This is a genomic window from Bacillus sp. 22-7 (genome assembly GCF_010628845.1).
In the GTDB taxonomy this organism is placed as follows: domain Bacteria; phylum Bacillota; class Bacilli; order Bacillales; family Cytobacillaceae; genus Cytobacillus; species Cytobacillus firmus_B.
Genome location: NZ_NJQY01000014.1, coordinates 123,033 through 147,138, shown reverse-complemented (window position 1 = coordinate 147,138; position 24,106 = coordinate 123,033). Strand labels below are relative to the sequence as shown.

Below are 24,106 nucleotides of genomic sequence, written 5' to 3'. Positions count from 1 at the left end.
TTTAATTTTTGAAAAAATTAAAATAGATCTAATTTTCGCATTCGACTTACCGCTTCTTTAAGTCTTTCTTCAGATGTCAGCAAACCGGCTCTCACAAATCCTTCTCCAAATTGGCCGAACCCATTGCCTGGTGCAACTGCAATATGCGCTTTTTCCAGGAGATACTCAGAAAACTCTTCAGATGTAAATGATTCCGGGACCTTAAGCCATGCAAAAAAGGAGCCTTGAGGGGCTTGTACATCCCACCCGATTTCCCTGAGACCGGAAATGAATGTATTTCGTCTGGATTCGTAGATCGAATTCAACTCTTTTACACAATCCTGGGAGCCTGACAGAGCAGCTGCCGCAGCTTCCTGAACAGCTCCAAACAAGCTGACGTAAAGATGATCCTGCATCAGATTCAGTGCTGCAATAACGCTTGCATTTCCAGCGGCAAACCCTACTCTCCAGCCAGCCATATTAAAGGTCTTTGAAAGAGTATAAATTTCAATTCCGACCTCTTTTGCCCCTTCTGCCTGAAGAAAACTTACAGGTTTTTTTTCATCAAATCCAATACCACCATATGCAAAGTCATGAACGGTGCAAATACCATGCTTTCGGCTCAATTCGACTGTTTTCTGAAAAAAATCAATGTTTGCCACTGCTCCAGTAGGGTTATTTGGATAATTAAGAAACATTAATTTGGCTGAATTAAGCTTTTCAGCAGGCAATTCACTGTAAACAGGCAAGAAGTTATTTTCCTCTCTCAGAGGCATTGTTACCATTTTTGCTTTAGCAAGCGCAACTCCTGACCAGTAATCAGGATATCCCGGGTCGGGAACCAATACGCTGTCCCCGGGATTTAAAAGGCATTGAGGAATTTCAACAAGCCCTGCTTTGCCTCCAAAAAGGATGGCTATTTCAGTATCGGGGTCCAAATCCACATTATATTCCCTTTTATAAAAGTCAGCTGCTGCCTTTTTAAAATACGGGTAACCCTGAAAAGGAGAGTACTTATGGTTTTGAGGGTTTTCGACTGCACTTTGAAGACGCTTGACAATATGCTCCGGGGTAGGCAGATCAGGATTTCCCTGTCCCAGGTTGATGACATCATGACCCTGTTCAAGCTTTTCCCCCACCTTAGCTGTCAATGAGGCAAAAAACTGTTTTGGCAGACTTTTTAATAGTTCTGATTGCGGATAATTAATCAAATTGATCACCTGCTTAAAAAAAATGATTGAAAATATAGTCACAAATGATATAACGTAAATGATAAGTTGTAAAGTAAAATTTAGAAAATTTCTATCTATCGGACTAATCATAACATAAGGAAAAGATGATTGCGGGGGAGTTAAATGAAATTAAAGGTTGCCTGTTTACAAATGGATATTGCCTTTGGAAAACCTGAGAAGAATTTTATAGCGGCTGAAGCCATGATTCATAAAGCGCTCAAGTCTAATCCGGACGTTTTGGTTCTTCCGGAGCTTTGGACGACAGGCTATGATTTGACCAGATTGGATGAAATTGCGGACCAGGATGCAGCCTTCGCACTGGCTTTTTTGAAAGAGATTGCTCAAAAAAATAAGGTCCATCTGATTGGCGGTTCTGTTGCAAAGAAAACAGCTGAGGGCATTTACAATACGCTGCTGATTGTAGATAACAATGGAGACCTTATACATGAATACAGCAAGCTGCACTTATTTAAGCTTATGAATGAGCATCTCTATTTGAAAGGAGGGTCAGCCAGAGGAGAATTTTCTCTGGACAATAGGAAATTTGCAGGAATGATCTGTTATGATATCCGTTTTCCTGAGTGGATACGGACCCATACAGCGGAAGGGGCAGAAGCTTTATTCGTAGTAGCACAATGGCCATTGGCCCGGCTTTCCCATTGGCGTACACTTTTGATTGCGCGCGCCATTGAAAACCAATGCTATGTCATTGCATGCAACCGTTCCGGCTCTGATCCTGCTAATGTCTTTGCAGGCCATTCGATGATTATAGATCCTTGGGGTGATGTGCTTGCTGAAGGCTCTGAAACCGAAGAAATCCTGCATGCTGAAATTGACCTGGATAAAGTGAAGGAAGTCCGCAGCTTAATTCCGATTTTTGATGACCGCAAACCGGATTTTTACCGTGGATGACATTGCAGAGGGCCCTGTCAGGGCCCCTGCTTACCCTTCTATTTTTGCCCACATTTCAGGAGGGTTTAACTCGTAAATTCCATTTTCACGGTACATATAATGGTTGATTATAAATTCTCTGCGTATAGTAGCATAGTCTTCATGAAACTGTTTGATATATTCGTTAAGCTCTTTTTCTTGATATTTTTTGCCCATTTTCAACCCTTTAATTAAGTGCTCAAAAACCATAAGTTTCTTCTTTCTCTGGGCTGGAATGTTCTTCAGCTTTCCATCCCGTGTAAAGAAATTTTCAATAACCTTCTGGTTTTCTGAATTTAGTTCCTCCATTTTTTTAACCTCCTCTTTGTCTGCCAATTTTTCAAGAACACCTGACTGTTGTTTCAGTACAGATTCGTTCAGGTAAAAATAAACAGTATTTTTATCTCTCCTTTGGTAAACAAGGTTTATTTCCCGCAGTTTATTTAGGTGATGCGTAATAGTTGGCGGGGTTAAGCCAAGCTTTCCGGCTATCGCCTGGCCATGCAGCGGCCCTTTGGCAAGGAGAAATACAATCCGGATTCTGGTGGGGTCTCCCATAGTTTTATAAAAAGCTACTAAACGATTTAATTGCATAATACAACACCTCATTTCGATTGTCATCTAATTAGATACTAATCGAATACATTTCTCTCGTCAACAAAATTTAAAAAAACAAAAAAATCACCTTAAGGGGTGATTTTGACAACTATTTTGCATAATTAGCCCCTTCAAGGGATAATAATATTTCTTTAATTTCTGTCCTGCTTCCTGCATACCCGGTTAGAGATTTATTTTTGCCGATAACTCGATGGCAAGGAATAATAATTGGAAGGCGATTGGCCTTATTTGCCTGTCCAATGGCCCGCACAGCTTTGTCTTTCCCTATTTTAACAGCAATGTCCTGATAGCTTCTTGTCTCGCCAAATGGGATGAGGCAAAGCTCTTTCCATACTGTTTTTTGAAATTCAGTGCCATGAGGCTCTATAGGGATATCAAACTCTTTCCTATATCCGTCAAAATATTCCTCAAGCTGGAGAGCACACTTTTTTAACAAAGAGTCAGAGGGATTAAGTTGCAATGATGAGACCTCTTCCCCTTCCAGAAAATCAGCTTCCCCCATGTATAAAGCCAAAAGGATTCCATTTTCTGCTACGATGTAAATGTCTCCAGCCGGTGTCATTTTTTTAGAATACACTCTGCCTGTCATTTCATTCCCGCCTTTATTATATGGGCAAATAAATGTGGAAAACAGTTCCTTCACCCAGTTTGCTTTCTACTTCAATTGTGCCCTTGTGTTCTTCTATAATTTTATATGTAACCATTAAGCCAAGTCCAGTACCTCTTTCCTTTGTAGTATAGAAAGGCTCACCCAGCTTTTTTATTTTATGTGCAGGAATTCCAGTTCCTTCATCCCCTATGGATATGTGAACTCTTTGTTCCGATTCTTTTTGAATGGATACTGTAATATATCCACCCTTAGGCATGACTTCAATTGCATTTTTTATTATATTGATAAAAACCTTTTTCATTTGATTGGATTCACAGAAAACCCTGGGCAAATTCTGTTCATAATAAGTTCTGAATTGAACATTGTGCAGCACGGCTTGGGCACTAAGGAGATCGACTGTTTCTTTCATGATTTGTGATATGTCTTTTTCTACAAATTTGACAGCTTGAGGCTTTGCAAGAATAAGAAATTCATTAATAATTGAATCTATCCTGCTGAGCTCTGTGGTTATCACATTGAAATACATCGTATGATCTTCTTTTACACTGCCCTCCAAAAGCTGTATGAAGCCTTTAAGGGCCGTCATCGGATTTCTGATCTCATGTGCAATCCCCGCTGCCAATTCTCCAATGACATTTAAGGTATCTGATTTCCGAAGCTGTTCTTCCATTTCCAGCTTCTCAGTTATATCTTTAAATGTCGTCATACTGATATTAGAAAAAATATTCAGCTTGTTGGAAAACTCGAAGAATTTCTTTCTGCCTGATTTTAGAGTAATGGAAAGGTTCCCGTCTGATTGCCCATCTGAGTGTATGCTTCTTATCTGCTCTTTTAACTCATCATCAGTTATATTGCAGTCATTCAAAATACTATGAAGTGATATCCCTACAAGATCTTCTTTTGACATCTGCAGCATTCTCTGGCCTGATTGATTAATATCGACTATTTGAAATTGATCGTTCCAGAGAAGAATACCTTCAAGAGCCCCTTCAAATATCATCCGAAACTTTTGCTCGCTTTCCCTTAAGCTTTTTTCCATGGCGTGACGCTCACTGACATTTCTGAAGATTGTCATATGGTAGCCTTCAACAGAGTTCAATTTCACTGTAAATTCCAAAGATTTAAACTGTCCGTTTGGCATTAGAAAAACAAGCTCATCCCTTATTGATCCTTTAATGAACATCTCTTTAACAATATTTCTGTATCTTTCCGATTTTTCATAAACAAAATCTTTTACCTGTCTTTTGATCAGCTCATCATGTGTACATTCAAAAATTCGGCAAGCAGCCTCATTAGCATCGATGATTTCACCATTACTACACCAAAAAATGATGCCATCCAGAGCTTCTATAAATAGGTCCGCATACAGCTCTTCATTCTTTTTCACTTTCCGTTCAAGGCGCCGCTTACTCGTGACATCTCTTAATATACACATATAAAGACCGCTCTCATTAAGAGTGCTGGTAGCAAAATCAAACTCTATAATACTACTGTCGCTATATACTGGAAGGATGCCCCTGACACTATTATTCTTTTTCAATAGCTCCTTTTGCTTTTCAAGCTTGAAATGCTTATTTTCCGGCACGATTTCACACAGGCTCCTGCCTATCAGCTGCTGTTTATCCATCTTTATACTCTCAGCAAATGATGGATTGACATCAACTATTGTCTCCTCGCTGTCAAAAATTAAAATTCCATCATTTGAGTGAGAGAATAGATCCAATCCAGATGAATTGCCATTAGCCAATATATTATTTTCCTTTTCCAAAGTCTCAATCCTGGCATAGAGTTTCCTGATTTCCTGATTCATAATGACCACTCTATTTCCTCCTACTGGGATTTGCAATTAATTAAATATTTCTACAAAATTAGACTAAAACCTTTAAATCTCAGGGAAAACTATCTTAAATTATTTTTTATATAAGTGCTCTGGATAGAAAGGAAGAGGCATACCCTATCAAGAGTATGCCTGGATTTTACAGTTTGAATTTTGTAATCATTTCATTTAGCTGTTCTGCCAATTCCGACAGAGACAGTGCATTATCTGAAATTTCCTCCATTGAATGGTTAGTCTGAGCCATTGATGCACTCGTTTGTTCGATGCCTGCAGCAGATTCCTCAGATACTGCAGCAATATTGCCAATAGACTGGTTCATATGTGAAGAGTTAATTGATACCTGCTCTAGGCTGCGGGAAATATCGCTGACATTGGCAGACATCGAGTTAATTGCCTCATAAATTTTCTGGAATGTTTGTCCTGTCAGTTGGATTTGCTCCGTTCCCTTTTCAACCTGAACATAGCCTGCTTGAAGTGACACGGCTACACTGTTAGACTCTGCTTGAATACCTCCGACAATCTTGGTGATATCCGATACTGAATAGGATACTTGCTCAGCCAGCTTCCTCACCTCATCTGCCACAACTGCAAAACCTCTTCCGTGCTCACCGGCTCTGGCAGCTTCAATTGCTGCGTTTAATGCGAGCAGGTTGGTCTGGTCAGCAATTTCCTTTATAACTTTAACCAGCCTCGAGATTTGTTTGGTCTGATCATCCAGCCCGTTAACCTTGTCCACAGACGACTTCATAATCCCATTAATTAATCCCATTTGTTCCTGGGATTTTTTCATAAGCTTGTTTCCATCCTCAGTAAGCGATAACACCTCTGTAGAAGCACTCATAATTTCATTCCCGCTGTATGCCGCTTCTTTCACTTTTTCCAGGTACTCGTCCATCAATAAGGACAAACGTGTTGCAGATCCAGCCTGATCTTCAGCCCCTCCTGAAAGCTCCTGCATGGTTGAAGCAACCTGCTGGCTGGCTGCTTTTACTTCATTTGCCGCAATATTGAGTTCTCCGCTTCTTTCTGTAACATATCCAGAAACTGCATTTATTTCCTGAATCATAGTCTGCAGTTTTTCTTTCATGGAATTCATGGCTCTGCTAAGCTGTGCCACTTCATCATTACCCTCATATACTACTGAATCTGCATTGAGGTTTCCTTTTGCAATTTCATTTGAGAACTGTACGATTGAAGTTAACTTTTTTGAAATAATACGTCCTATAAAAACAATACTTGCGATTCCAAGAATAGCGGAAACGATGATTGAAATGCCAAGTGCTATCAAAGTTAGGATCAGACTGGATTTAGCAGAAGATACAGCTTTATGCTGATCCTCTTTCATCATGCTGCTAAGGGTATTCAATTTCTCAACCGTTTCAGAAATAATATTATCTGCCTGCAATTTCCCAAGCCTATATTCTCTTTCATGCTGAAGTTTTACTTTTGGCTCAATGACATCATGAAATAAACTGGTGATTTTTAGATCATTTTCATCAATTTGTTTAAATAGGTCTTTGGATTTTGTATTGCTCAGATCCGGAGAAATTTCCTTCTTTAATTTATCAAATTCCTCTGTCAGCTGGTCAAATGTCTTTAAATGTTTTGGATTGGAGTCAATGATAAAGTTTCCAATCGTGCTCCCTTTATGGTGGAATGTGGCCGCTGATTCAGTAATTTTAATGGCTTTTTCTCCTGAATCCCTAACAGTCTCCATTTTTGAATTGGCAATTGTAAGCAGAAAAAAAGTAAGGACGGTTGAAACTGTGAATAGACCAATGGTCACAAAAAGCGCGACCCCATATTTCTGGCCAAGCTTCAGGTTCTTCCACCAGCTTGTGCTGGCCACTTTATTAAAAAACTTGTCTATATCAGGCTTTTTAGACTTTGATGAAGCTTTTCGTTCCTTCTTTCCTGATTTGAATTTCCTTACCCCTTTCAATATTCTTCCCCCTTTATGATTTAACCGGATGCGAACAATTGAACTAGATTATTCCCTAATTCTTTTTTACTATTCTTTCAATTCATTATAATAGAACAAAATAGACATTTGAAGATTATTTTTCCAATTTATTTTAAACTGGCAATTCTCCGGGCTGTTCCCATTAGGATTTCTTTCCTGGGGAGTGCATCTATTTATGGCTTGGCAGACTATAAGTACTGTTGCCATTTATCTGAAACAAAAGTGACAATCAGTTCAAAAATTTTGAAACAGGCTTACCAAAGTTTTTTTCATCCTTATAATATACGAGTTGGTTGGCCGATTTTTTTATACAACAGAGTTTTAATTAGTATGTTACAGCCATTTAAAAACTTTTTTAATTTACTTTTTCTGTAAATAAAACCTCCTATTTACACGAGAAATGAAGTTTGCTTCATGTTAAAGTGGGTAAAGACAGATAGAGTATTTTTTTGGGGGTCTTTAATAGAGGAGGACATATGAAACAACGTGACTATTACTTCGACAATGCTAAGTTTATCCTGATCTTCTTTGTCGTTTTCGGGCATTTGCTCCGCTCTTTTATTGAAGATAATGAGACAATTTATACAGTATATAAAGTGATTTATACGTTCCATATGCCGGCATTTATATTGGTATCCGGTTTTTTTGCAAAAGGCTTTTATAAAAAAGGCTATATAAAGAAAATTGCCAAAAAACTTATACTGCCATATATCATTTTCCAGGTTATTTATTCCGTTTTTTATTACTTTTTATATAATAAAGGCACCTTTGAGCTGGATCCTTTTAACCCGCATTGGTCATTATGGTTCCTGATCAGCATGTTCTGCTGGAATATCATGCTTTTATTCTTCGCAAAGTATAAAGCGGTTTACTCCCTGGCAGCTGCTTTTATCATAGGGCTTGCTGTCGGATATGCTGATTGGATTTCAAACTATTTAAGTTTATCAAGGACGTTTGTGTTCTTCCCTTTATTTTTATTGGGATATTATTTAAAGAAAGAGCATTTATATGCTCTATTCCAGCCGAAGTTCAGGATTAGTGCATTTGCTATTTTTGCTGTCGTCTTTATCGGCTTTTACCTTTACCCTGAAGTGGATTACAAATGGCTGCTTGGATCGAAGCCATATACAGAAATGGGGGCAGCATCCATTGGAGCAGTCTTTACGAGATTGGGCTTTTATATCCTAAGCTTGATCATGGTATTTAGCTTCTTTGCTTTTGTGCCGCGCAAACAATATTTCTTTACTAATTTAGGAAAGAATACACTTTATGTATATCTGCTTCACGGGTTCTTTGTACGGGTATTCAGAGAAAGTGAAGTACAGGGTTTCTTCACTAAACCGGAAAACTTTCTGCTGCTTGCCGGTATATCGCTGCTGCTGACCTTGCTTCTCTCAAGCAAACTGATTACATCATTTGCACAGCCTATCATTGAACTGAAGACATCACAGCTTAAGAAGCTGAAAGATAGATCAAGGGCATATGCGAGATTTTATCGTAAAAAACTTACAAGTTAGATCAGAAACCGGTCATGTATTAATGGCCGGTTTTATCTTTAAGCATAACCATTGACCATTTTTGATTATGGGATTATAATAAGTAACTGTGTTACCAATTTAATTATGCCATCATGTCTCAGTAGCTCAGCTAAGCGTAAACTTCCCTGAAATACATCCCTGCAGCTTTGTTTCGACGCATTTGCTCCTTGTATAGGCATGCAGAGAAAGAAACAGGATATGCCAATCATATTTGTATTGCAAACAATTACATTATTCCAACATGTCTCAGTAGCTCAGCTGGATAGAGCGACAGCCTCCTAAGCTGTAGGTCGTGAGTTCGAATCTCGCCTGGGACGCTACAAAAGAAAAGCGCAAAACCCTTTTATATCAAGGGTTTTGCTTTTTTTATTTTATTCAATTTGAGTAGTCATAAACCTTTGAATTCCAAGTTTGGGGTCGGTTTGGGGTCGGAACGAAATTTTTTCCTAATTAACTGCTCCAGGCCGCTTAATTTCTACAGTTATATTTGGCTTTATTTTTAGTGCAGAATACTTCTCACTTAATTCTCCATTGCTTAAATGAGAATATTTCCTTAAACTTTTTATTTTTCTTCCAATTCCTATGGGATCTGTTTCTAAGATTTTTAATTCCTCAAGAATTTTCTCGAATTCATTTTTAAGTTCTTCACCAATCAAGCGCTCTAATTTTCTTGTTGATTCTTTATCAATTATGGAAGCGGATGGCTGAGTTTCTAATATTGAAACTGAAATAGACGCGTTTAAGTTTACTATTTCATTATTAACTACCTCAATTTTCCCGTGATAATTGATAGGGTGTAAGGTAATTTTATACTTTTCATTTTCTGCATTCTCAGAGATAAGTACTCCAGTTTTCTCTAATTTATCGGAAGGTATCGTTAAGGTTAAATCCCCTAAGAAAGCATTTTTGTTAGTGAATAATTTTATGTAGAAGGTTTTGATTAAAGAAATAGAACCAACCATTTTATCATCCCTGAATAATGCTACTGCTTCTATAAAAGGTGCTTCACCTTTAAAATTTTTTATAATAGGCAGCGTAGGATCAATGCCACTCTCATATAAAGCGGAAACAAAGTCATGCAAGTTAGAGTTTATTAACATTTCTTTTTTCTCATGTTTGTCCAGTAACTGATACATATAGGAACCCATTTCAGGAAACTCTTCATATTCTTTACTATTTATCGTTTCCTCCGATTTGTCTGTGATCGCTAAGAATATGAGGGGATTTATGCTGTTGTCTCTTAGCATCGTATCAAGAAATGAAAATATCCCTTCCTCAGCCATTTTTTTATCAAATAAGATGGTTCTTAATTGTCCAGAGGAAATGTCATGGCTTGTTTGCTGCTCCAGCCTTTGTCGAATTTCTTTACTGGTAGAACCCTCAGCAGAAATGGTAGTACTTGTCTTTCCCTGTGAACCGTCAAATTGCAAAAGACTTATTGTGCCTTTGTAAGTCTCATCATCCAGTAAGTCAAAACCAAGAATAGTTGAAATACCCTGCATCTCGATTATTTTGCTTGGAGGGACACATGAAGTACAGATAAGGGTACAAACCAAAATAAAGAATCTTAATTTCATTATTTCAACTCCCCTTATGAACGACCAACGATTTTTGATTTAATGGTAATGATGCCATATAAAACTACAGGGTATACAAACCATAAATAAAATCCAATTTGAGCAACTTTATCTATAAAATAATCATTATCAACTCTTTTGGTGATAAAAAAACTGCAGATAAAAATGATAATTGAAATTATCCATATTCCATATTTCTGCTTTATGCGAAAAATCTGTTTAACACCATTGGAAGATAAAAATAACGATATACACAAGTTAGGAAAAATTACGATTATCCATATTGAAACTACTAAAAATTCAAAGCGCTCAATAAACGGAAAACGCATAGTACTGATAATGCTGACAAATGGCCAGATATTTACCTCTAATTCTTTTGAGCTAAAAAACAATATAGAGAAAATGGTAATGATTAAAACAAGAAATGTTGTAAACCATATTGCCAGTTGACTATATAAGTGAACTTTATTTTTCTCCTTGAAAAATGGAAAAAGAAAAAGTAACGCCTCGAAGCCCAACATTGTATAGCTACTTTTGTAGACTCCATTCATAATTTCAGTCGGACTAGTCGATAAAATGGGTAATATTCTATCGAGATTTAAACTTTGAAGAGGTTGATACAATACGAATAACATCCATATGACAATAATAAAAGATAAAAAACAAATACCAGCAACAACTCTGAATCCGCCAGACACACCATAAATTGTTATCAAAACTAATGACAGGACACCGACCCATTCATAGAGACCTTCATAACCCCACGTAAGTGATAGTTCAACATAACTTATGGTGATTGAATAATGAACTGCCATAAAGTAAACGACAATTACGACATTAATGAGGCTGCCAAAAATACGTCCAAATAAATTTTCATGTATTTCAAATAGCGTACGATTTTCATTCTGTTTAAGTATGGATATCATTATCCAAGTTATAAAGCTAATAGCTATACCAGACAGTAAAACCGAAATCCAGGCATCTTTCTTAGATTCTAAATACACGATCCTTGGAGCTCCAAGGATACCCATACCAAATTGAGATGTGTGTATAATAAAAAAGGCCATAAAGGCATTGACAATGGCATTTGACTTCATTTTCCACCTCAAATTTCATGAGAATTTGAACTTTTTATTACCTCTCCCTTATTCGAATTGTATCTTTTGTGCGATTGACTACAGGGCGTTTGGTATAAAAATGGTGGGGGAGCCGAAATAGAAAGTATTTTAAATCCTCCTTTCTGAACGGATATAATGGCGCAAGATAGGGCTTATTTAAAGACGTAAGCTTTAACAAATGAACCATTAGTATACAAACACTAATCATAATCCCATTCAAACCCCATAAACCAGCCAAAATAATACATGGAAATCTTGCTATCCGAATCGCAGTACCCATTTCATAAATAGGAGCCAGAAAAGCCCCTAGTGCACTGAAGGCAACTATAATAATTAAAATATTACTTGTTAATCCTGCCTCAACTGTAGCTTGGCCTACAACAATTCCTCCAACAATCCCCATTGTTTGACCTACTTTAGAAGGGAGTCGTGCACCAGCTTCTCTAAGTAATTCAATTAATAATTCAAGTAAAAGTGCTTCTAATAAAGGTGGAAAAGGAACTTGTGAGCGCGATTGTCCTATTATAATCAACAATTTAGAAGGTATCAGTTCAAAATGATAGGTCATTGCAGCTACATAGAATGCAGTTAAAAATAAAGATACTATCATAGCAAAAATTCGAGTAAATCGTATAAATGTACTTAGCGACCATCTTAAATAGATATCTTCTGTTGATTCAAAGAACGAAAAAAAGTTAGCTGGCCCAATAATAGCTACTGGACTGCCATCCATAAATACACCAATTCTTCCGTTCAAAATCGAGTAAATAAATCGATCGGGTAATTCTGTTAATAGAAGCTGCGGAAAAAATGTATAGTGATCGTCTTCTAGGCATTGCGCTAAAACTGAACTGTCATTAATATTATCTGGTTTTATTTTTTCTAATCTTTCTTTAAGGTTATTTAGTGTTTCATCATTTGCTATATCTTTTATATATACGATTCTTACTTCCTTCTTAACACGTTCCCCAATTGTTAAGCTATCAGTACACAAATTATAATCATTAAGGTTTTGCCTGATAATCTTGATATTTGATGATAATGACTCTGTAAAGGATATCTTAGGTCCATATACTAATGATTCTGTTTCTGCCTTCTCAATTGATCTTTCAAGAGTATTATTGCAATTTACCATAAAACCTTTTTTCTCATTTAAGAAATAAATATAAGAAAATCCTTTTAAAAGAGATGAGATGAACTCATTCTTTTCGATTTCAGTTTTTATTTCCTCAATTGGTATGTTATTAACTAAATAAGTGTAATTTAAGTGTTTTTCTGGAATTGTTTGCATGTATTTAATAACATATTCATTTAGGACTTCCTGATTAATTAAATTCTTCATAAAAACGATTTGAATAGTTTGCCTTCCCAATTCCATATTTCTACACATCAAATCTGGCGAGTCATTAAGCACGGTTCTTATTTCCTGATAATCCAGGAAGTCATTTTTGCTTTTCATTTGTGACCTACCCTTTAATCATTTCTTTTAGTTTTTGTTTCTGGGAAGAATTTATACGCAACATTGAAACTTGGGTTAAAACATTGATATTATTTGAAATTTTTCACAAATTAGACACAAGGACTTTAACCCTATTCTATCCAATTATTGCAAAGGGAGGGGATATAAATGAACCGTTCAACGGACATAATTCCACATTGCCATGTTTGTAAGGAACAATTAAAAGTAGGTGTTGCTGTTGTGAAGGATAAAACTTTAAAAGGAGTCATTCATGTTTCATGCAACAACCTTCCACAAATGGAAATCGAGGATCATGGAAATTTCGAAGAAGTAGTCTTAAGAAATCAATTGTGGCTAAAGCAATTCAATCATATGGTATTACATTAAAATGAACAGTGAATTACTAGTAGAAATTAAGCGACTTTATTACGATGAAAAAAAGTCTACTCGGCAAGTAGCTGATATAGTTGGTATCCAGGCAAAAACGGTAATTAAATACCTAAACAAAAATGCTACAGGCACAAGAGATATCAAATTAGCATGCCAACTAAGAACTACAGATGAATACAGGGAAAAGATAAAAATAACCCAAATTGGTGAGAAGAATAATTCAGCGAAATTATCGGAAAAAGAAGTACTTAAAATTAGACAGATTTATGAGGATTTGCTGTCAGAGGGACATGGGAAAACTCAAGCTCAGCACTATCTTGCAAAAAAGTATGGCGTGAAAAGGCCAACTGTTTCAGATATTGTTTGCAGAAGAACCTGGAAACACATTTAAAGCCCCTCTCAATTAGAAGGGCTTTTATACTTCTTTTGCTAATCCACTTCTTTTTAAATATCATATACTTATCCTAATCATTCCTTTTTTGAGTATTATAAATGTACTTTACCATCTGCATAGTTTTAAGACCCAAAGCTGTAATAATTAGTGTATATATTGTTGTTAAAAGTATTGCAGAATATCCTAAATATGTAATGTTGCCTGTTGTTTTAGAAAATCTCAAAAGTCTCACTTCCTTTGTATGATCTTGTATAATATTGTTCCAAACCTAAAAGCTTCTATGTATTATGAATGCCTTTTATCAAAATCTACATATGATTAAGAAGCCCCTCTCTAGTGAGAAGGGCTTTTAAAACTGATGGCCTAACAGCGAACTATCTTTTCCCCGGTCTTCTATTTCTATCAAGGTCAAAAAACAGACAATGAATCCAAACCATATAATTGAAGCCACAACCGCGACGCCAGCTGCACCTATATAGATTAAATACCAAACCAGAACGCTGAAGAAAACTGTAACTGCCAGGCAAGTAACTGAATATAAAAGATTTAACATCTTTCATTCCTCCTTTATAAACAACTAAATACGCTAAAAATAACACAAAGGGTTCTTGAATAATTTGATTGTTCCAAAGTGGAACTTTTTTTGTTTATGAAAAAAAATAATGCCCCGGATTGTTCATCCAGGGCTGACCTTTAGATTATTTTGCACGAAATATTACTGCCTACCAATCCATCAATTGCTAAACCATGATGGGCTGATTTTCCATAACCACTCTCGATCGAAAAAGGGTTTATTTATTATTTGACACGTAAGCGCTGACCAACATAGATAGTATAGTCTGCATCAAGATTGTTCCAATCCCGGATCTGCTGGATTGTGCTCCTATAGGTTCTGCTTAAAGAATATACAGTATCTCCAGAAACAACAGTGTGGTAGACCGCTGAACTTTTCTTGGGAAGATTAAAGCTCTTCACAATTCCATTAACATGGCCACGGGCTAAATTTTCAATAAATGTGCTTGATTTTAACTTCGCTGCATCATTGGCATTGTCAATAAATCCATTTTCAGTTAACAAAGCAGGCATCGATGTTTCACGAAGTACATGGAAGTTTGCCTGCTTTTTACCGCGATCATTAAAATTTACCAGCTTAATTACTTCAGAATGGATATTGTTTTGATAGGTGGTAGTTGGTGCTCCAACTCCTGGATAAATGTAATCTTCATAACCTGTTCCCCCGCCTGCGTTAATGTGGACTGATAAGAAGAAATCAGCTCCCCATGCATTGGCAGCATTCGTACGCTCAGATAAGGAAACTGTTTGATCTCCAGTTCGGCTCATGCGGATTGAAACATTATCATATTCAAGGGTTAAAATATCTTTTATACGTGTGGCGATTTGAAGTGTTAAATTCTTTTCCTGAAGACCATTTCCTACTGCACCTGGATCTGTGCCGCCGTGACCTGGATCAATAAAAAGTTTTACCATATTTAATCACCTCTAATAATATTTTTATTCACAAATCTATTAACAGATTGTACTACTGCCCTTCTCACATACCAATCACCCCTTTTAGTGCACAAGAAAAGCCACCCAAAAGGGCAGTTTATTTAGGCCACTGATAACGCTTAGCTTGTTGACTATCCTCGATTCCCCTCGTTGTAGGATCATTCAAGGCATTCCACACACTGACCACTATCAGCAATAAAACATATGGATTAGAAAAAGCTCCTACTATCAAATTAATAACAGAACCCCAAGTAGTGAGGTCCTGTGCAGTTAAACCGAAATAACCGAGTATTGGTGAAAAAAAAGCTAGAAATAATTGTGCAAGAAACACAGGATTCTTAAAGCGAACCTTCCAATTTATCAATTTATTGTCCTCCTCTTAAAACGTTATAAAAAATAGCGATTGCTCCCCCGATTAAACCGGTGCAAATTGCTGTAATAATGGCACCTGTAATTGTTCTTTTGATCCAGGTTGTATTCTCATCAATTTTATTGAGTTTTTCATTTATGGAAGTAATCTGCTGATCATGCCGATCTGTTACTCTTTCCAATTTGTTGACACGGAACTCAATATCCTTTATATCACCCTTCAATTCAGCAAGTTCTTGATTATATGTGTTTACTGGTATCGCCTCTTGTTTCACCTATTTTCACTCCTTTGAAGACAATAAAAAAGAACCCTTAATTTTTAGGTTCTTCTGCATCCTCGACTTCCTTGGATTCAATAAGTTTGTTTTCAAGTTCCTGGATTTTTTGCTGCAATTCTTTGTTTTGAGAAACCGCACTATCAAATTGTGCCTTCAAGATAATATTTTCGTATTTTAGTTTTCCGAGTTCACTTTGTAGATAAGGGTCTATAGAAAATTTTTTATAATGTTCGTTCATTGAATACCATCCTTTTCAATTTTAGATTCTAATTCTTCAACCCTTGCAAATAACTCCTTGAAAAGAGGAATGAATAAAACAGGTAACCTGTCGTAATGGATCCCTTCTAATTCCCTCTCCCCATCTTCATTTGGATCACTAAAAGTAACAAACTTTTTAAGCCCTGCTTCATAAACATCTTCAGCTATCAATCCGGGAATAGGATCAATACAAGAAATGCCCTCTTTCTCCCAATCGACTGCTTCACCGTTCGCTTCTTTTTCTAGCAAACTTGCATATGCTTCTGTATTGAATCTGTCAAACCAAAGTTTGGGTGTCAGCTCCAAGATCTTCTTTGCTTCAGATTCAGGAATTGCTTGCTCATTGATTTTGTATTTCCTTGCAGAAGAAGCCCTTCCGATCGAACCGTTATTTGCCACAATCATATTTGCTGAACCTGTAATGGTTCGGTTGTAAATCGTTGTTGACCAAACCCTTGCACCGCCTGAATCCTGACCTACATAGAAGTTCCCAGAACCGCCAAAGAGATAAATATTCCCTCCGGCTATTTCGTTTCTAAGAGTTATATCGTTGCTAGATGAACTTCCGTATCCAAAATAAGCGCTTCGTGAAGCCGTTCCCTTGAAAAACTCCACATAACAATGTGTATCGCCAATAAGCTGCAGCAAGTCGCTATCTGCTTTTATATACAGTTTTCCTTCAACATTTGTAGCACCTTTGAAAACAAAGTCTCCTGAGTTCAGAATGTTAAATTTCATCCCATTTGGAGAAGAAAGTAAAGTCCTTTTTCCAAGTTGCCTATCTTCCCTTATGTCAAGGATAAGACCTTTATATTCAGGATCCGTTGCATTTACTTTACTTAGACCAACCCCTAGCCTGTCAGCGTGGATATACATTGGGTAACCCGTTATAGATCCGTCTAATGAATCTTTAACCCCTACAATGTCAGAAGCTAACAGTCCGGATTCAAAAATTGTGTCTCCTGCTTCATATTTGTATTCATAAGGAAAGAGATTCCCATGGATAAGATAAGAAATATAATCCTCTCTCAGTTTCTCTCTTATTCCGACCCCGTTTGAAAAATCTAACCTCCCAGATCTCATATAGGTACTTCTAACATTTTCATAATCTCCAGGTGCAGCGTAACTGTCTTGGGAAATCGAACCATTAAAAATAGTTGTAATTTCGGTTATTGCATTAGGATCATCCATGGTCATTATAGTTGCGGTTTCTCCATACATACGGATATCTCCACCGTAAAAAGTACCTGCTCGGATAGTAGGTGAATTGATAGAAACCCCGGCTTCCAGTGTTCCAGCAAATTTAACATTTCCGTTTTCATCAACCATGAATTGATCATTGACGTTCAAACCTTCCCACGCTTTAAGATTCTTAACTTCAATGTCACCCTGAACAATTAAGTTCCCTCTAAGCCTGATTCTTACGTCTGTATCTTTTACATAAAGTTGAGTACCTGAAGTTGTTGTGTAAAAAGACATTGTAAAATAAATCGGCTTTTTGTCTGAATAAGCGCCTTCAGGAATTTTCCTTGAAAATTGAACTTTTGTAGGGGTATTGGCAGAAACGGGTTGAATTTGATGAAGAAGAAACGGATCTGTCCAACTGCCTCCACCTTCAAAATAAACAGTTATTGTCGCCGTCAAACTTGGCGCTGTTCCAGAAGTATTTTTGGCATAAAGCATGAAATCAAAAGCAATTTCATCCCCTTCGTTTGGTGCAGGCCTGTTATATTGGTCTGAATCTGTATCTTCCATTAGATAGATCCAATCCCTAAGAATAGAGTAAGCGTACCAAATTTCTCCATTTAGTGTATATGGTTTCATCCATCCATATAGCCCTTCTTCAGCTGTTGAAATGTTGGCCCCAAGCTGCGCCCTTACATCAATTCTTGCAACGTTTAAATAATCTGAAGTGATTTTAGTTGCGCTTATATCGCCAATTTTTGCATTTGTAATAGCTAAATCCGCTATTTTGGCAGTATCAACAGCTAAATTAGCAATTTTTCCATTTGTTACAGCAAGATTTTGTATATGCCCGGTTCCAACGGCTAAATCTGCAATGGCTGCTGATCCAACTGCAGCTTTCTTAATATCCGCTGAATCAATGACAATCTTGTTTGCTGAAGTTCTGTCAAGCTTGTTATTCCCAACTGCTCCCCCTGCTAATTTTTCGGCTGTCACAAGTAAGTCAGCAAGATCAGAAGAACCAATCCGGGCTGTTGTGGCTGTCTTTTCGTCAGAGATTGGCCCTTTTGCATCTGCCCTGTTTACCCCTCTAACTCTCACATAATATTGCTGATTTGGTGCGCCTTCATATGTGAATACACTGGCGACAGTCCGGGCCACAAGGTTTGAATCATCAGGAATAAAGCCTGGAACTGTCGAAACAAAAACCTCATATTCTTTGATATAGCTTCTAAACTCTGCATCCCATTCAATAATGACTTTAGAAAATGCGCCCGTTGCTGTTACGACTGGTTTTTTTGGTGTAATATCGGCAAAATCAGAATCATCAATTTCCCCGCCACCATCATCCCAAACCCCAGTTCTTCCATCCACCTTGCTTTCTATACTTTTCAATCTTGAAGCAAGATCAGTGAACAAAGGAAGAAAATTTCCAAGGATGATTTCTGTGTTTTCAGGATTTGCTAAATCCCGTTTGATTTCTATAACTCTTGCTTCAACCCTTAAAGCAGGCTTGAATTCTTTATCAATAACAAAAACAGTATCTCCAAGCCTAACTTTTTCATGAGAAAGCCCGGCAACTTGTTCCAAGTCCAGAACGTTCATTTCATAAGTGATTCTTGGTGTGTTTGTGCTTTGCAGGGCATTCCATGTTTTATCCAATAAAGCTTCTGAATCCGTTTCTTCTCCATCTTCAAAGATTCCGAACCTGTGTATTTTCTTCCCTGTGTCTGGATCAATGCGCCCAAATCGTTCAAGGGCTACCGGATCCCCAACCCACTTTTGGCCTAAAGGCTTATCAACAGGATCAAGGCCTGAACCATTCCAAATCACATCTGCGAAGTCTATGCGCCTTGTATATCCTCCTGTTTCTGTTTGCTCTCCCTTTCCTCGCCCATAAAGGGCCGTTTTTAGGTTAGTAGTATCAACAGTTCTTTTAATGGAAACCAGATCTTTTGTGAATTCAAACCGCTTCCCAGTATCAGCTCCCCGCCTTGCAAGGAGATCCACAAACCGCCCTGTTATGGCTGAACCGTCAAAGTTTATGCGTTTCTTCAGTTCCCCGCCCCACGTCTGAATGATCTTCTGGATAGATGAAACGGCAGATTCATAGTAAAAATTTGTTGTTCTTAGGCCAAGATCCGCAACAGTTCCTTTTTTGAACCGGCTATTTGAAAGGGCATCATCCATAGCACTGTCTGCTGTACCATTAACAGTTCGCAAATCTTCTATTATGTCGTCATTCATTTCAAAGAAAGCATGTTCCGCATAAGCCCTTGTGACGATTTCAGTTCCATTATGTTCTTCCTCGATTTTGTAAATCTGGAATAACTGAAAATCTCCATCTTCGTCTTTGAATGCTACCAGATTGTTTTCTTTAACTTGTGCAGCCGCTTCATGATCAGCTGGTACTGTGAATTCAAAAGTATGATCTTTATTTAATTGTTCTGTATGGATTCCAACAAAAAAAGGGCATTTCTCGCTGTTATCGTTTTTCAAAACAGCAAGAAGCCCTTCTGATTGTCCTTCCAATATAAAAAGCTTGTTCATTTATAGCCACCTTCTTACATAAACAAGGCTTACCGCACTAACCCCGGCAGGCGTAACAGTTAAAGTTGTATCTCCCGGATCCAAAGAGAAAAAATCTGAATTAATATCAAGTGCAGTAATCAAGTTTGTTGTGCCGTTATAAGTAATTGTGCAAACTTGACAATCAATCACAACTTCATCCCCTGCCACAAAATTACGCACAATCCGTAGAAATTCTTTAGAATTCTTCTCAATCTTTAATTCAGTAGCTGAAGCAGAAAAATCGACTCTGATAATAGGAAATGCTTCTGCCGTTCCTGTATTATTAATTGTTGCAGAATCGTTTGAAATCGTTGCAGAACTTTCTGTTATGGAATAAGCAAATGGATCCGGGCAAAGGAATTCGATCTCTGCCACCCGCTTTACGAACATGCCCTCAAAGTCGCTATTATCAGTTGCAACCGCATAATATTTCTTGTCTGGTTCATCATCGAAAATTAATTCTTGTGGCCCATCATGAGGATTAAGCCATGTAGCAATATCCCTTATTTTACTTCTGAAATTAGAAAGAGAAGAACCATTAAGCGTCATTCTCACCCTGATTCTTCTTTCCTGAAATCTATAGCCAAAATAATGAACCCCATGCTTTGAAGCTGTTTGTACTGTTCGGCTTTCAATGTCGGGGAGTGTATCACGACCTTGTATATTTAAAATCCTTATCTCTTTTGAAGTTGAATGAATCCCTTTGAAGAAAAATCCCCAACTCATGGATTAACACCCCCTACACGTAAAGCCCTGTTTTCTAAGCTTGCCAGCTTTTGAGAAATGCATCTTGCATCCTTTTCAGTTCGGACATTCGGCATAATAAGTTGAATGGTTTTTTGAACATCTCCTGAAGCTGAGTTTGAGACTGGCATGTTATCCGCAATCTTCTGTCCAATCATTCCTAAAACGGATGGAGAAAGTGGGATGGCTGCTTCATCATACATTTTGTTATCCCCTAACCCATAAAGACCTGGGCTGTTTGGAGGAACAATTCCACCCTTTGCCAGCCATTGAACATCAAAGTCAGGATACTGAACACCCATAAAACCTGTTTTCATAGATACACTTACTTTCGGAAGCTTCGGCTTAGGGATTTTGATTTTCATTTTGTTAAATGCTCGAACAATTGTGTTGATGATTCCAAGGACTGTATCTTTAGCTGTTTCAATCGGATTAGTAATGAAATCTCTTATTTTATTGAAGATGGTAGAAACGGCCGTCTTTAAACCATTAAAAGCAGATTCTGCCCCGGACCTTAAACCTTGAGCGCTATTCACTACACCTGTTTTTATGGATGTCCAAATTGATTTGATAACTCCACTAAATGACTGGAAAATGGTATTACCTCTTGTCCTAAACAAGTTGAATAGCGTGATTACAGCCTCAACAAAATCATCCACAAGGTTCCATGCGCTATTCCAGGTATTCTTGAAGAAGTTAACAATCGAGGTGCCAAACTCTTTAATGAGATTTACTCCGCCCTTAACAAAAGCACCGATTCCCTTTAGAATCCTGCCGATAAACATCAAGTTCAAAAGGTTCCAGATAAACTCTACAGCGCCACCCAGCAACTGCTTAATGCCATCCCACATCATGGACCAATCACCAGTAAACAAGCCTGAAAACACCTTGATGGCACCCATGATAATATCCAGAGCACCATTAATTACACCTTTGATGCTATCCCATACCATTTGGACAACAAAGAGAACTGCTGGCATAACAAAATCAATGACGGCCTTGATTCCATTGAATACATTTGTAACAGCCTCGAGGAATTGCGGACCGACTTCATCCCAGAATTGCTTTATCTGAGCAATTTTTTCACCTATAAAACTAGCGACAACCTCAAAGACCTGAAGGCCAATTTCTTTGATTTTGAGAAAGGCACCATTTACTTTTTCTCGGAAAGTCTCAGAATTTGTGTATGCAGCGACTAAAGCTCCTACAAGTAACGCTATGCCAGCAATCACTAGTGCGATTGGGGCTGTTATCGATCCAAAGAGTCCAGCAAGGACTCCGACACCTTGAGCGACAAAGCCAATCACGGTTAATAGGGGTCCGAGCGCAGCAAGAAGAAGGCCAATAACCACCACAACATTTTGAGTAGTAGGGGATAGGTTGTTAAACCAATCAGATAGCTGTTTAATTGCATTGGTAACTATCGGAAGTACCCGGTCAGCCATATCAAGCAATATATGACCAAGTGGCTCTAGGGACAACATCATGTTTCTAAACATCTTTTGCAGTCGTTCCCCAAAGTTATTATGAAGCGCATCTGCTGCCCTTTGTGTCGTTCCCTCCAAGCCTTTGATGCTCTTGCTGGCTCCAGCCATGGAAAAGATAACCTTTTCTCTCAGATCTTCGTACTGGGTTCCGAAAAGATCCGTAGCAAGCTGGTTCCTCAAAGTGGCGTCTTCAACTTTCATCAGTTTGCCAATGATTTCTTGAAAAGCTTTATTTCCTTCTTCTCCGCCTTTGGCTATTTTGCCAACATACTCTTCAGCGTTTAGCCCCATCGACTGGTAGGCTTCTACAGTAGCCCTGTCAAGCGCTCCCATTCTCAGATGGCTTTCCTTGATGGCGTCCCCAACTTTATCTAGAGACCATGCGCCTGCATCAAACCCTGCTTTCAGAGCATTTAAGGTTTGCTCCCCAGTATACCCAAGCTCACTAAACTGTGGGCTGTATTCTCGAATGGTATCTAAGAATTCGCCTGTGTAATCCAGACCGTTCTGAAATCCCCAGGTAAGCATATCCATGGCTTTTGAGGAATCCACTCCAAAGTCCTTCATAAGTTGTCCGGCTGCCCGGGTTGATTCATTCAAGTCAGCATCAAAACGTTCAGCTAACATGTATGCGCCTTGAGTGACCTTGGATAAATCCTCATCATTTAAGTCACCCATATTATTACGGACCGTAACAATGGCATCTGAGACTTCTTCGAGACTTTCTCCCCAACCTTCTACCCAAACATCTTTAGCCACTTCTACAAGTTTTTTTGCTTCTTTTTCTGTTAACCCGAGGCCGGCTTGTACTCTTCCCGTAGCAACATCTACATCATAAGCAAACTTCATGGCTGCACCACCGGCTGCTGCCAATGGAAGAGATAAATACTTACTTAAATTCTCCCCGGTTGTCCTAAGACTTTCGCCAACTTCACTCATTCTGGTTTGTAAATCTCGAAACCCTTGCACCACGCCATCATCATTTATCCTGGTGTCGATTTCAATACGGCCATCAGCCATCTTTCTTCACCACCTTGGCGTTTGCTCTGAAAGTATGAGCCAGAGCATCAAAAGCACTATCGATTTGTTCAGCTGCAGGGCGATCATCGAGTGAATACAACCTTTTCATTTTTTGAACATGCTCGATATATTCTCTGGAGGATTCCTTACTATTAGGGACCTTCATTTCTCTGTAGCCAATGACTTGCTTTAGCTTTGATTTATCATCTAGATGGGCTAACAAGGCATGAAACTTCTTCCAATGCAGTTTCCCATGCATCTCAAAGAGATCTATTTTGTAGCAAGCAAAAAAAGACGCATAAATCAAATCAGCGTCCTTTTTGAAATCATATATTTTCTTTTTCTTTTCACCTTGCTCTTCCAGGTTGATATCCAGAAACTCCTCCATCAGGAACTTAAAGAGCTCAAATCCTTCTTCCCACGATTGAAAATATGATATTTCCTCAACCACAAGCATAGTGATTGCCAAAAATGGTTTTTCTTCCTCAAAGAAAGCATCGTCATCAAACATTTCGAATAACCGCAGCACGTTATCGAACGCTAAATCAACATGATAAACCTTTCCTTCCCATTCGAATGAATCCTCAAATTCATCCGTAAGAAGAAAACTCATCGTTTATTTCCGTTTTGGCGCTGCTTTTTGTGCTTAATGTATTTATGTGCACGTTCTTTGCGTACTTTATTGGTTTTTTCTCCGACTAATTCGGCCAGGAATTCTACAAGGTCCATCATGTTAAAAAGCGAACGGCCAGACTGCTCATATAGCTTATTGAAGCTGCCATCACCCAGCAATTTATCTATGGCCTTCCTTGTTAGGTCAGTAGCATGCTCAAACTGTTTAAGCTCATCATCTTTTGCTAGTTCGCTGGTATTTACAGACTGCATTTTTTGCGATTCGGCATAAAACTCATTGAAAGATTTTCGATATTCTTTTAGCTTGGCATCTGAAAAATCGATTTTATATACTTCACCATTAATCTTTAATTCTTCATAGGATTTTTTAAAATCAAATGACCGCATACTATCATCCTTTCAAATTA

General features: G+C 37.9%; 22 protein-coding genes and 1 tRNA gene. 5 read left to right on the top strand and 18 right to left on the bottom strand.

Annotation, left to right across the window (positions count from 1 at the left end):
* Positions 1-17 precede the first annotated feature (17 nt).
* On the bottom strand, positions 18-1,190 hold the full coding sequence (locus CE058_RS12115) for a pyridoxal phosphate-dependent aminotransferase (RefSeq protein WP_163142902.1): 1,173 nt from the start codon (positions 1,188-1,190) through the stop codon (positions 18-20).
* A gap of 144 nt (positions 1,191-1,334) precedes the next feature.
* Here CE058_RS12115 and CE058_RS12110 point away from each other — a divergent pair, with 144 nt between their 5' ends.
* The gene (locus CE058_RS12110) at positions 1,335-2,123 is read left to right on the top strand and encodes a carbon-nitrogen family hydrolase (protein WP_048008057.1); all 789 of its coding nucleotides are present in this window, start codon (positions 1,335-1,337) and stop codon (positions 2,121-2,123) included.
* 30 nt (positions 2,124-2,153) lie between these two features.
* On the opposite strand, the gene CE058_RS12105 is transcribed toward CE058_RS12110, so the two are convergent.
* The 4 genes from CE058_RS12105 to CE058_RS12090 form a co-directional block, all read right to left on the bottom strand.
* Positions 2,154-2,735 (bottom strand): DUF2087 domain-containing protein, encoded by a 582-nt coding sequence (locus CE058_RS12105; protein WP_048008056.1) that lies wholly within the window; start codon positions 2,733-2,735, stop codon positions 2,154-2,156.
* Between the two features lie 112 nt (positions 2,736-2,847).
* Positions 2,848-3,348, bottom strand: a complete 501-nt coding sequence (locus CE058_RS12100) for a methylated-DNA--[protein]-cysteine S-methyltransferase (RefSeq protein ID WP_048008055.1) — start codon at positions 3,346-3,348, stop codon at positions 2,848-2,850.
* A gap of 16 nt (positions 3,349-3,364) precedes the next feature.
* Positions 3,365-5,179, bottom strand: coding sequence for a PAS domain-containing sensor histidine kinase (locus tag CE058_RS12095; RefSeq protein WP_286167971.1), 1,815 nt, complete (start codon positions 5,177-5,179; stop codon positions 3,365-3,367).
* A 166-nt stretch (positions 5,180-5,345) separates the two neighbouring features.
* On the bottom strand, positions 5,346-7,151 hold the full coding sequence (locus CE058_RS12090) for a methyl-accepting chemotaxis protein (RefSeq protein ID WP_163143182.1): 1,806 nt from the start codon (positions 7,149-7,151) through the stop codon (positions 5,346-5,348).
* Positions 7,152-7,645: 494 nt separating this feature from the next.
* Here CE058_RS12090 and CE058_RS12085 point away from each other — a divergent pair, with 494 nt between their 5' ends.
* Both CE058_RS12085 and CE058_RS12080 read left to right on the top strand, forming a co-directional pair.
* Complete coding sequence (locus CE058_RS12085) at positions 7,646-8,686, top strand: acyltransferase family protein (protein WP_163142899.1); 1,041 nt, start codon at positions 7,646-7,648, stop codon at positions 8,684-8,686.
* A 264-nt stretch (positions 8,687-8,950) separates the two neighbouring features.
* Positions 8,951-9,024: transfer RNA gene (locus CE058_RS12080), tRNA-Arg, on the top strand.
* Between the two features lie 129 nt (positions 9,025-9,153).
* Here CE058_RS12080 and CE058_RS12075 read toward each other — a convergent pair.
* The 3 genes from CE058_RS12075 to CE058_RS12065 are packed head-to-tail and all read right to left on the bottom strand — an operon-like array spanning position 9,154 to position 12,861.
* The gene (locus CE058_RS12075; protein WP_163142896.1) at positions 9,154-10,284 is read right to left on the bottom strand and encodes a Ger(x)C family spore germination protein; all 1,131 of its coding nucleotides are present in this window, start codon (positions 10,282-10,284) and stop codon (positions 9,154-9,156) included.
* Between the two features lie 14 nt (positions 10,285-10,298).
* Positions 10,299-11,381 (bottom strand): GerAB/ArcD/ProY family transporter, encoded by a 1,083-nt coding sequence (locus tag CE058_RS12070; protein WP_163142893.1) that lies wholly within the window; start codon positions 11,379-11,381, stop codon positions 10,299-10,301.
* Positions 11,382-11,418: 37 nt separating this feature from the next.
* The gene (locus tag CE058_RS12065) at positions 11,419-12,861 is read right to left on the bottom strand and encodes a spore germination protein (protein WP_163142890.1); all 1,443 of its coding nucleotides are present in this window, start codon (positions 12,859-12,861) and stop codon (positions 11,419-11,421) included.
* Between the two features lie 168 nt (positions 12,862-13,029).
* Here CE058_RS12065 and CE058_RS12060 point away from each other — a divergent pair, with 168 nt between their 5' ends.
* Complete coding sequence (locus tag CE058_RS12060) at positions 13,030-13,248, top strand: hypothetical protein (RefSeq protein WP_048008050.1); 219 nt, start codon at positions 13,030-13,032, stop codon at positions 13,246-13,248.
* A gap of 1 nt (position 13,249) precedes the next feature.
* Complete coding sequence (locus CE058_RS12055; RefSeq protein ID WP_048008049.1) at positions 13,250-13,642, top strand: hypothetical protein; 393 nt, start codon at positions 13,250-13,252, stop codon at positions 13,640-13,642.
* 352 nt (positions 13,643-13,994) lie between these two features.
* On the opposite strand, the gene CE058_RS12050 is transcribed toward CE058_RS12055, so the two are convergent.
* The 10 genes from CE058_RS12050 to CE058_RS12005 all read right to left on the bottom strand — a co-directional run bounded on the left by CE058_RS12050 (position 13,995) and on the right by CE058_RS12005 (position 24,086).
* Positions 13,995-14,198, bottom strand: coding sequence for a hypothetical protein (locus CE058_RS12050; protein ID WP_163142888.1), 204 nt, complete (start codon positions 14,196-14,198; stop codon positions 13,995-13,997).
* Between the two features lie 245 nt (positions 14,199-14,443).
* The gene (locus CE058_RS12045) at positions 14,444-15,133 is read right to left on the bottom strand and encodes an N-acetylmuramoyl-L-alanine amidase (RefSeq protein ID WP_048008047.1); all 690 of its coding nucleotides are present in this window, start codon (positions 15,131-15,133) and stop codon (positions 14,444-14,446) included.
* Between the two features lie 118 nt (positions 15,134-15,251).
* The gene (locus tag CE058_RS12040; RefSeq protein WP_048008046.1) at positions 15,252-15,518 is read right to left on the bottom strand and encodes a phage holin; all 267 of its coding nucleotides are present in this window, start codon (positions 15,516-15,518) and stop codon (positions 15,252-15,254) included.
* A gap of 1 nt (position 15,519) precedes the next feature.
* Positions 15,520-15,798 (bottom strand): hemolysin XhlA family protein, encoded by a 279-nt coding sequence (locus tag CE058_RS12035; protein ID WP_048008045.1) that lies wholly within the window; start codon positions 15,796-15,798, stop codon positions 15,520-15,522.
* Positions 15,799-15,835: 37 nt separating this feature from the next.
* Complete coding sequence (locus CE058_RS12030; protein WP_048008044.1) at positions 15,836-16,039, bottom strand: hypothetical protein; 204 nt, start codon at positions 16,037-16,039, stop codon at positions 15,836-15,838.
* The gene (locus tag CE058_RS12025; RefSeq protein WP_163142885.1) at positions 16,036-19,794 is read right to left on the bottom strand and encodes a phage tail spike protein; all 3,759 of its coding nucleotides are present in this window, start codon (positions 19,792-19,794) and stop codon (positions 16,036-16,038) included. Before CE058_RS12025 ends, CE058_RS12030 begins: the two co-directional genes overlap by 4 nt.
* Positions 19,795-20,541 (bottom strand): distal tail protein Dit, encoded by a 747-nt coding sequence (locus CE058_RS12020; RefSeq protein ID WP_163142882.1) that lies wholly within the window; start codon positions 20,539-20,541, stop codon positions 19,795-19,797.
* Positions 20,538-23,066, bottom strand: coding sequence for a phage tail tape measure protein (locus tag CE058_RS12015; RefSeq protein WP_163142879.1), 2,529 nt, complete (start codon positions 23,064-23,066; stop codon positions 20,538-20,540). Before CE058_RS12015 ends, CE058_RS12020 begins: the two co-directional genes overlap by 4 nt.
* Positions 23,059-23,679 (bottom strand): Gp15 family bacteriophage protein, encoded by a 621-nt coding sequence (locus CE058_RS12010; protein ID WP_048008040.1) that lies wholly within the window; start codon positions 23,677-23,679, stop codon positions 23,059-23,061. The genes CE058_RS12015 and CE058_RS12010 overlap by 8 nt, the downstream gene beginning before the upstream one ends.
* Complete coding sequence (locus CE058_RS12005) at positions 23,676-24,086, bottom strand: hypothetical protein (protein ID WP_163142876.1); 411 nt, start codon at positions 24,084-24,086, stop codon at positions 23,676-23,678. Before CE058_RS12005 ends, CE058_RS12010 begins: the two co-directional genes overlap by 4 nt.
* Positions 24,087-24,106 lie beyond the last annotated feature (20 nt).

Excerpts from the sequence above, each read along its gene's own strand:
- CE058_RS12020 (WP_163142882.1), bottom strand. The coding sequence starts at position 20,541 with ATGAGTTGGGGATTTTTCTTCAAAGGGATTCATTCAACTTCAAAAGAG.
- CE058_RS12030 (WP_048008044.1), bottom strand. The coding sequence starts at position 16,039 with ATGAACGAACATTATAAAAAATTTTCTATAGACCCTTATCTACAAAGT.
- CE058_RS12050 (WP_163142888.1), bottom strand. The coding sequence starts at position 14,198 with ATGTTAAATCTTTTATATTCAGTTACTTGCCTGGCAGTTACAGTTTTC.
- CE058_RS12070 (WP_163142893.1), bottom strand. The coding sequence starts at position 11,381 with ATGAAGTCAAATGCCATTGTCAATGCCTTTATGGCCTTTTTTATTATA.
- CE058_RS12055 (WP_048008049.1), top strand. The coding sequence starts at position 13,250 with ATGAACAGTGAATTACTAGTAGAAATTAAGCGACTTTATTACGATGAA.
- CE058_RS12085 (WP_163142899.1), top strand. The coding sequence starts at position 7,646 with ATGAAACAACGTGACTATTACTTCGACAATGCTAAGTTTATCCTGATC.
- CE058_RS12100 (WP_048008055.1), bottom strand. The coding sequence starts at position 3,348 with ATGACAGGCAGAGTGTATTCTAAAAAAATGACACCGGCTGGAGACATT.
- CE058_RS12060 (WP_048008050.1), top strand. The coding sequence starts at position 13,030 with ATGAACCGTTCAACGGACATAATTCCACATTGCCATGTTTGTAAGGAA.
- CE058_RS12025 (WP_163142885.1), bottom strand. The coding sequence starts at position 19,794 with ATGAACAAGCTTTTTATATTGGAAGGACAATCAGAAGGGCTTCTTGCT.
- CE058_RS12105 (WP_048008056.1), bottom strand. The coding sequence starts at position 2,735 with ATGCAATTAAATCGTTTAGTAGCTTTTTATAAAACTATGGGAGACCCC.
- CE058_RS12010 (WP_048008040.1), bottom strand. The coding sequence starts at position 23,679 with ATGAGTTTTCTTCTTACGGATGAATTTGAGGATTCATTCGAATGGGAA.
- CE058_RS12110 (WP_048008057.1), top strand. The coding sequence starts at position 1,335 with ATGAAATTAAAGGTTGCCTGTTTACAAATGGATATTGCCTTTGGAAAA.
- CE058_RS12045 (WP_048008047.1), bottom strand. The coding sequence starts at position 15,133 with ATGGTAAAACTTTTTATTGATCCAGGTCACGGCGGCACAGATCCAGGT.
- CE058_RS12095 (WP_286167971.1), bottom strand. The coding sequence starts at position 5,179 with ATGAATCAGGAAATCAGGAAACTCTATGCCAGGATTGAGACTTTGGAA.
- CE058_RS12065 (WP_163142890.1), bottom strand. The coding sequence starts at position 12,861 with ATGAAAAGCAAAAATGACTTCCTGGATTATCAGGAAATAAGAACCGTG.
- CE058_RS12015 (WP_163142879.1), bottom strand. The coding sequence starts at position 23,066 with ATGGCTGATGGCCGTATTGAAATCGACACCAGGATAAATGATGATGGC.
- CE058_RS12005 (WP_163142876.1), bottom strand. The coding sequence starts at position 24,086 with ATGCGGTCATTTGATTTTAAAAAATCCTATGAAGAATTAAAGATTAAT.
- CE058_RS12075 (WP_163142896.1), bottom strand. The coding sequence starts at position 10,284 with ATGAAATTAAGATTCTTTATTTTGGTTTGTACCCTTATCTGTACTTCA.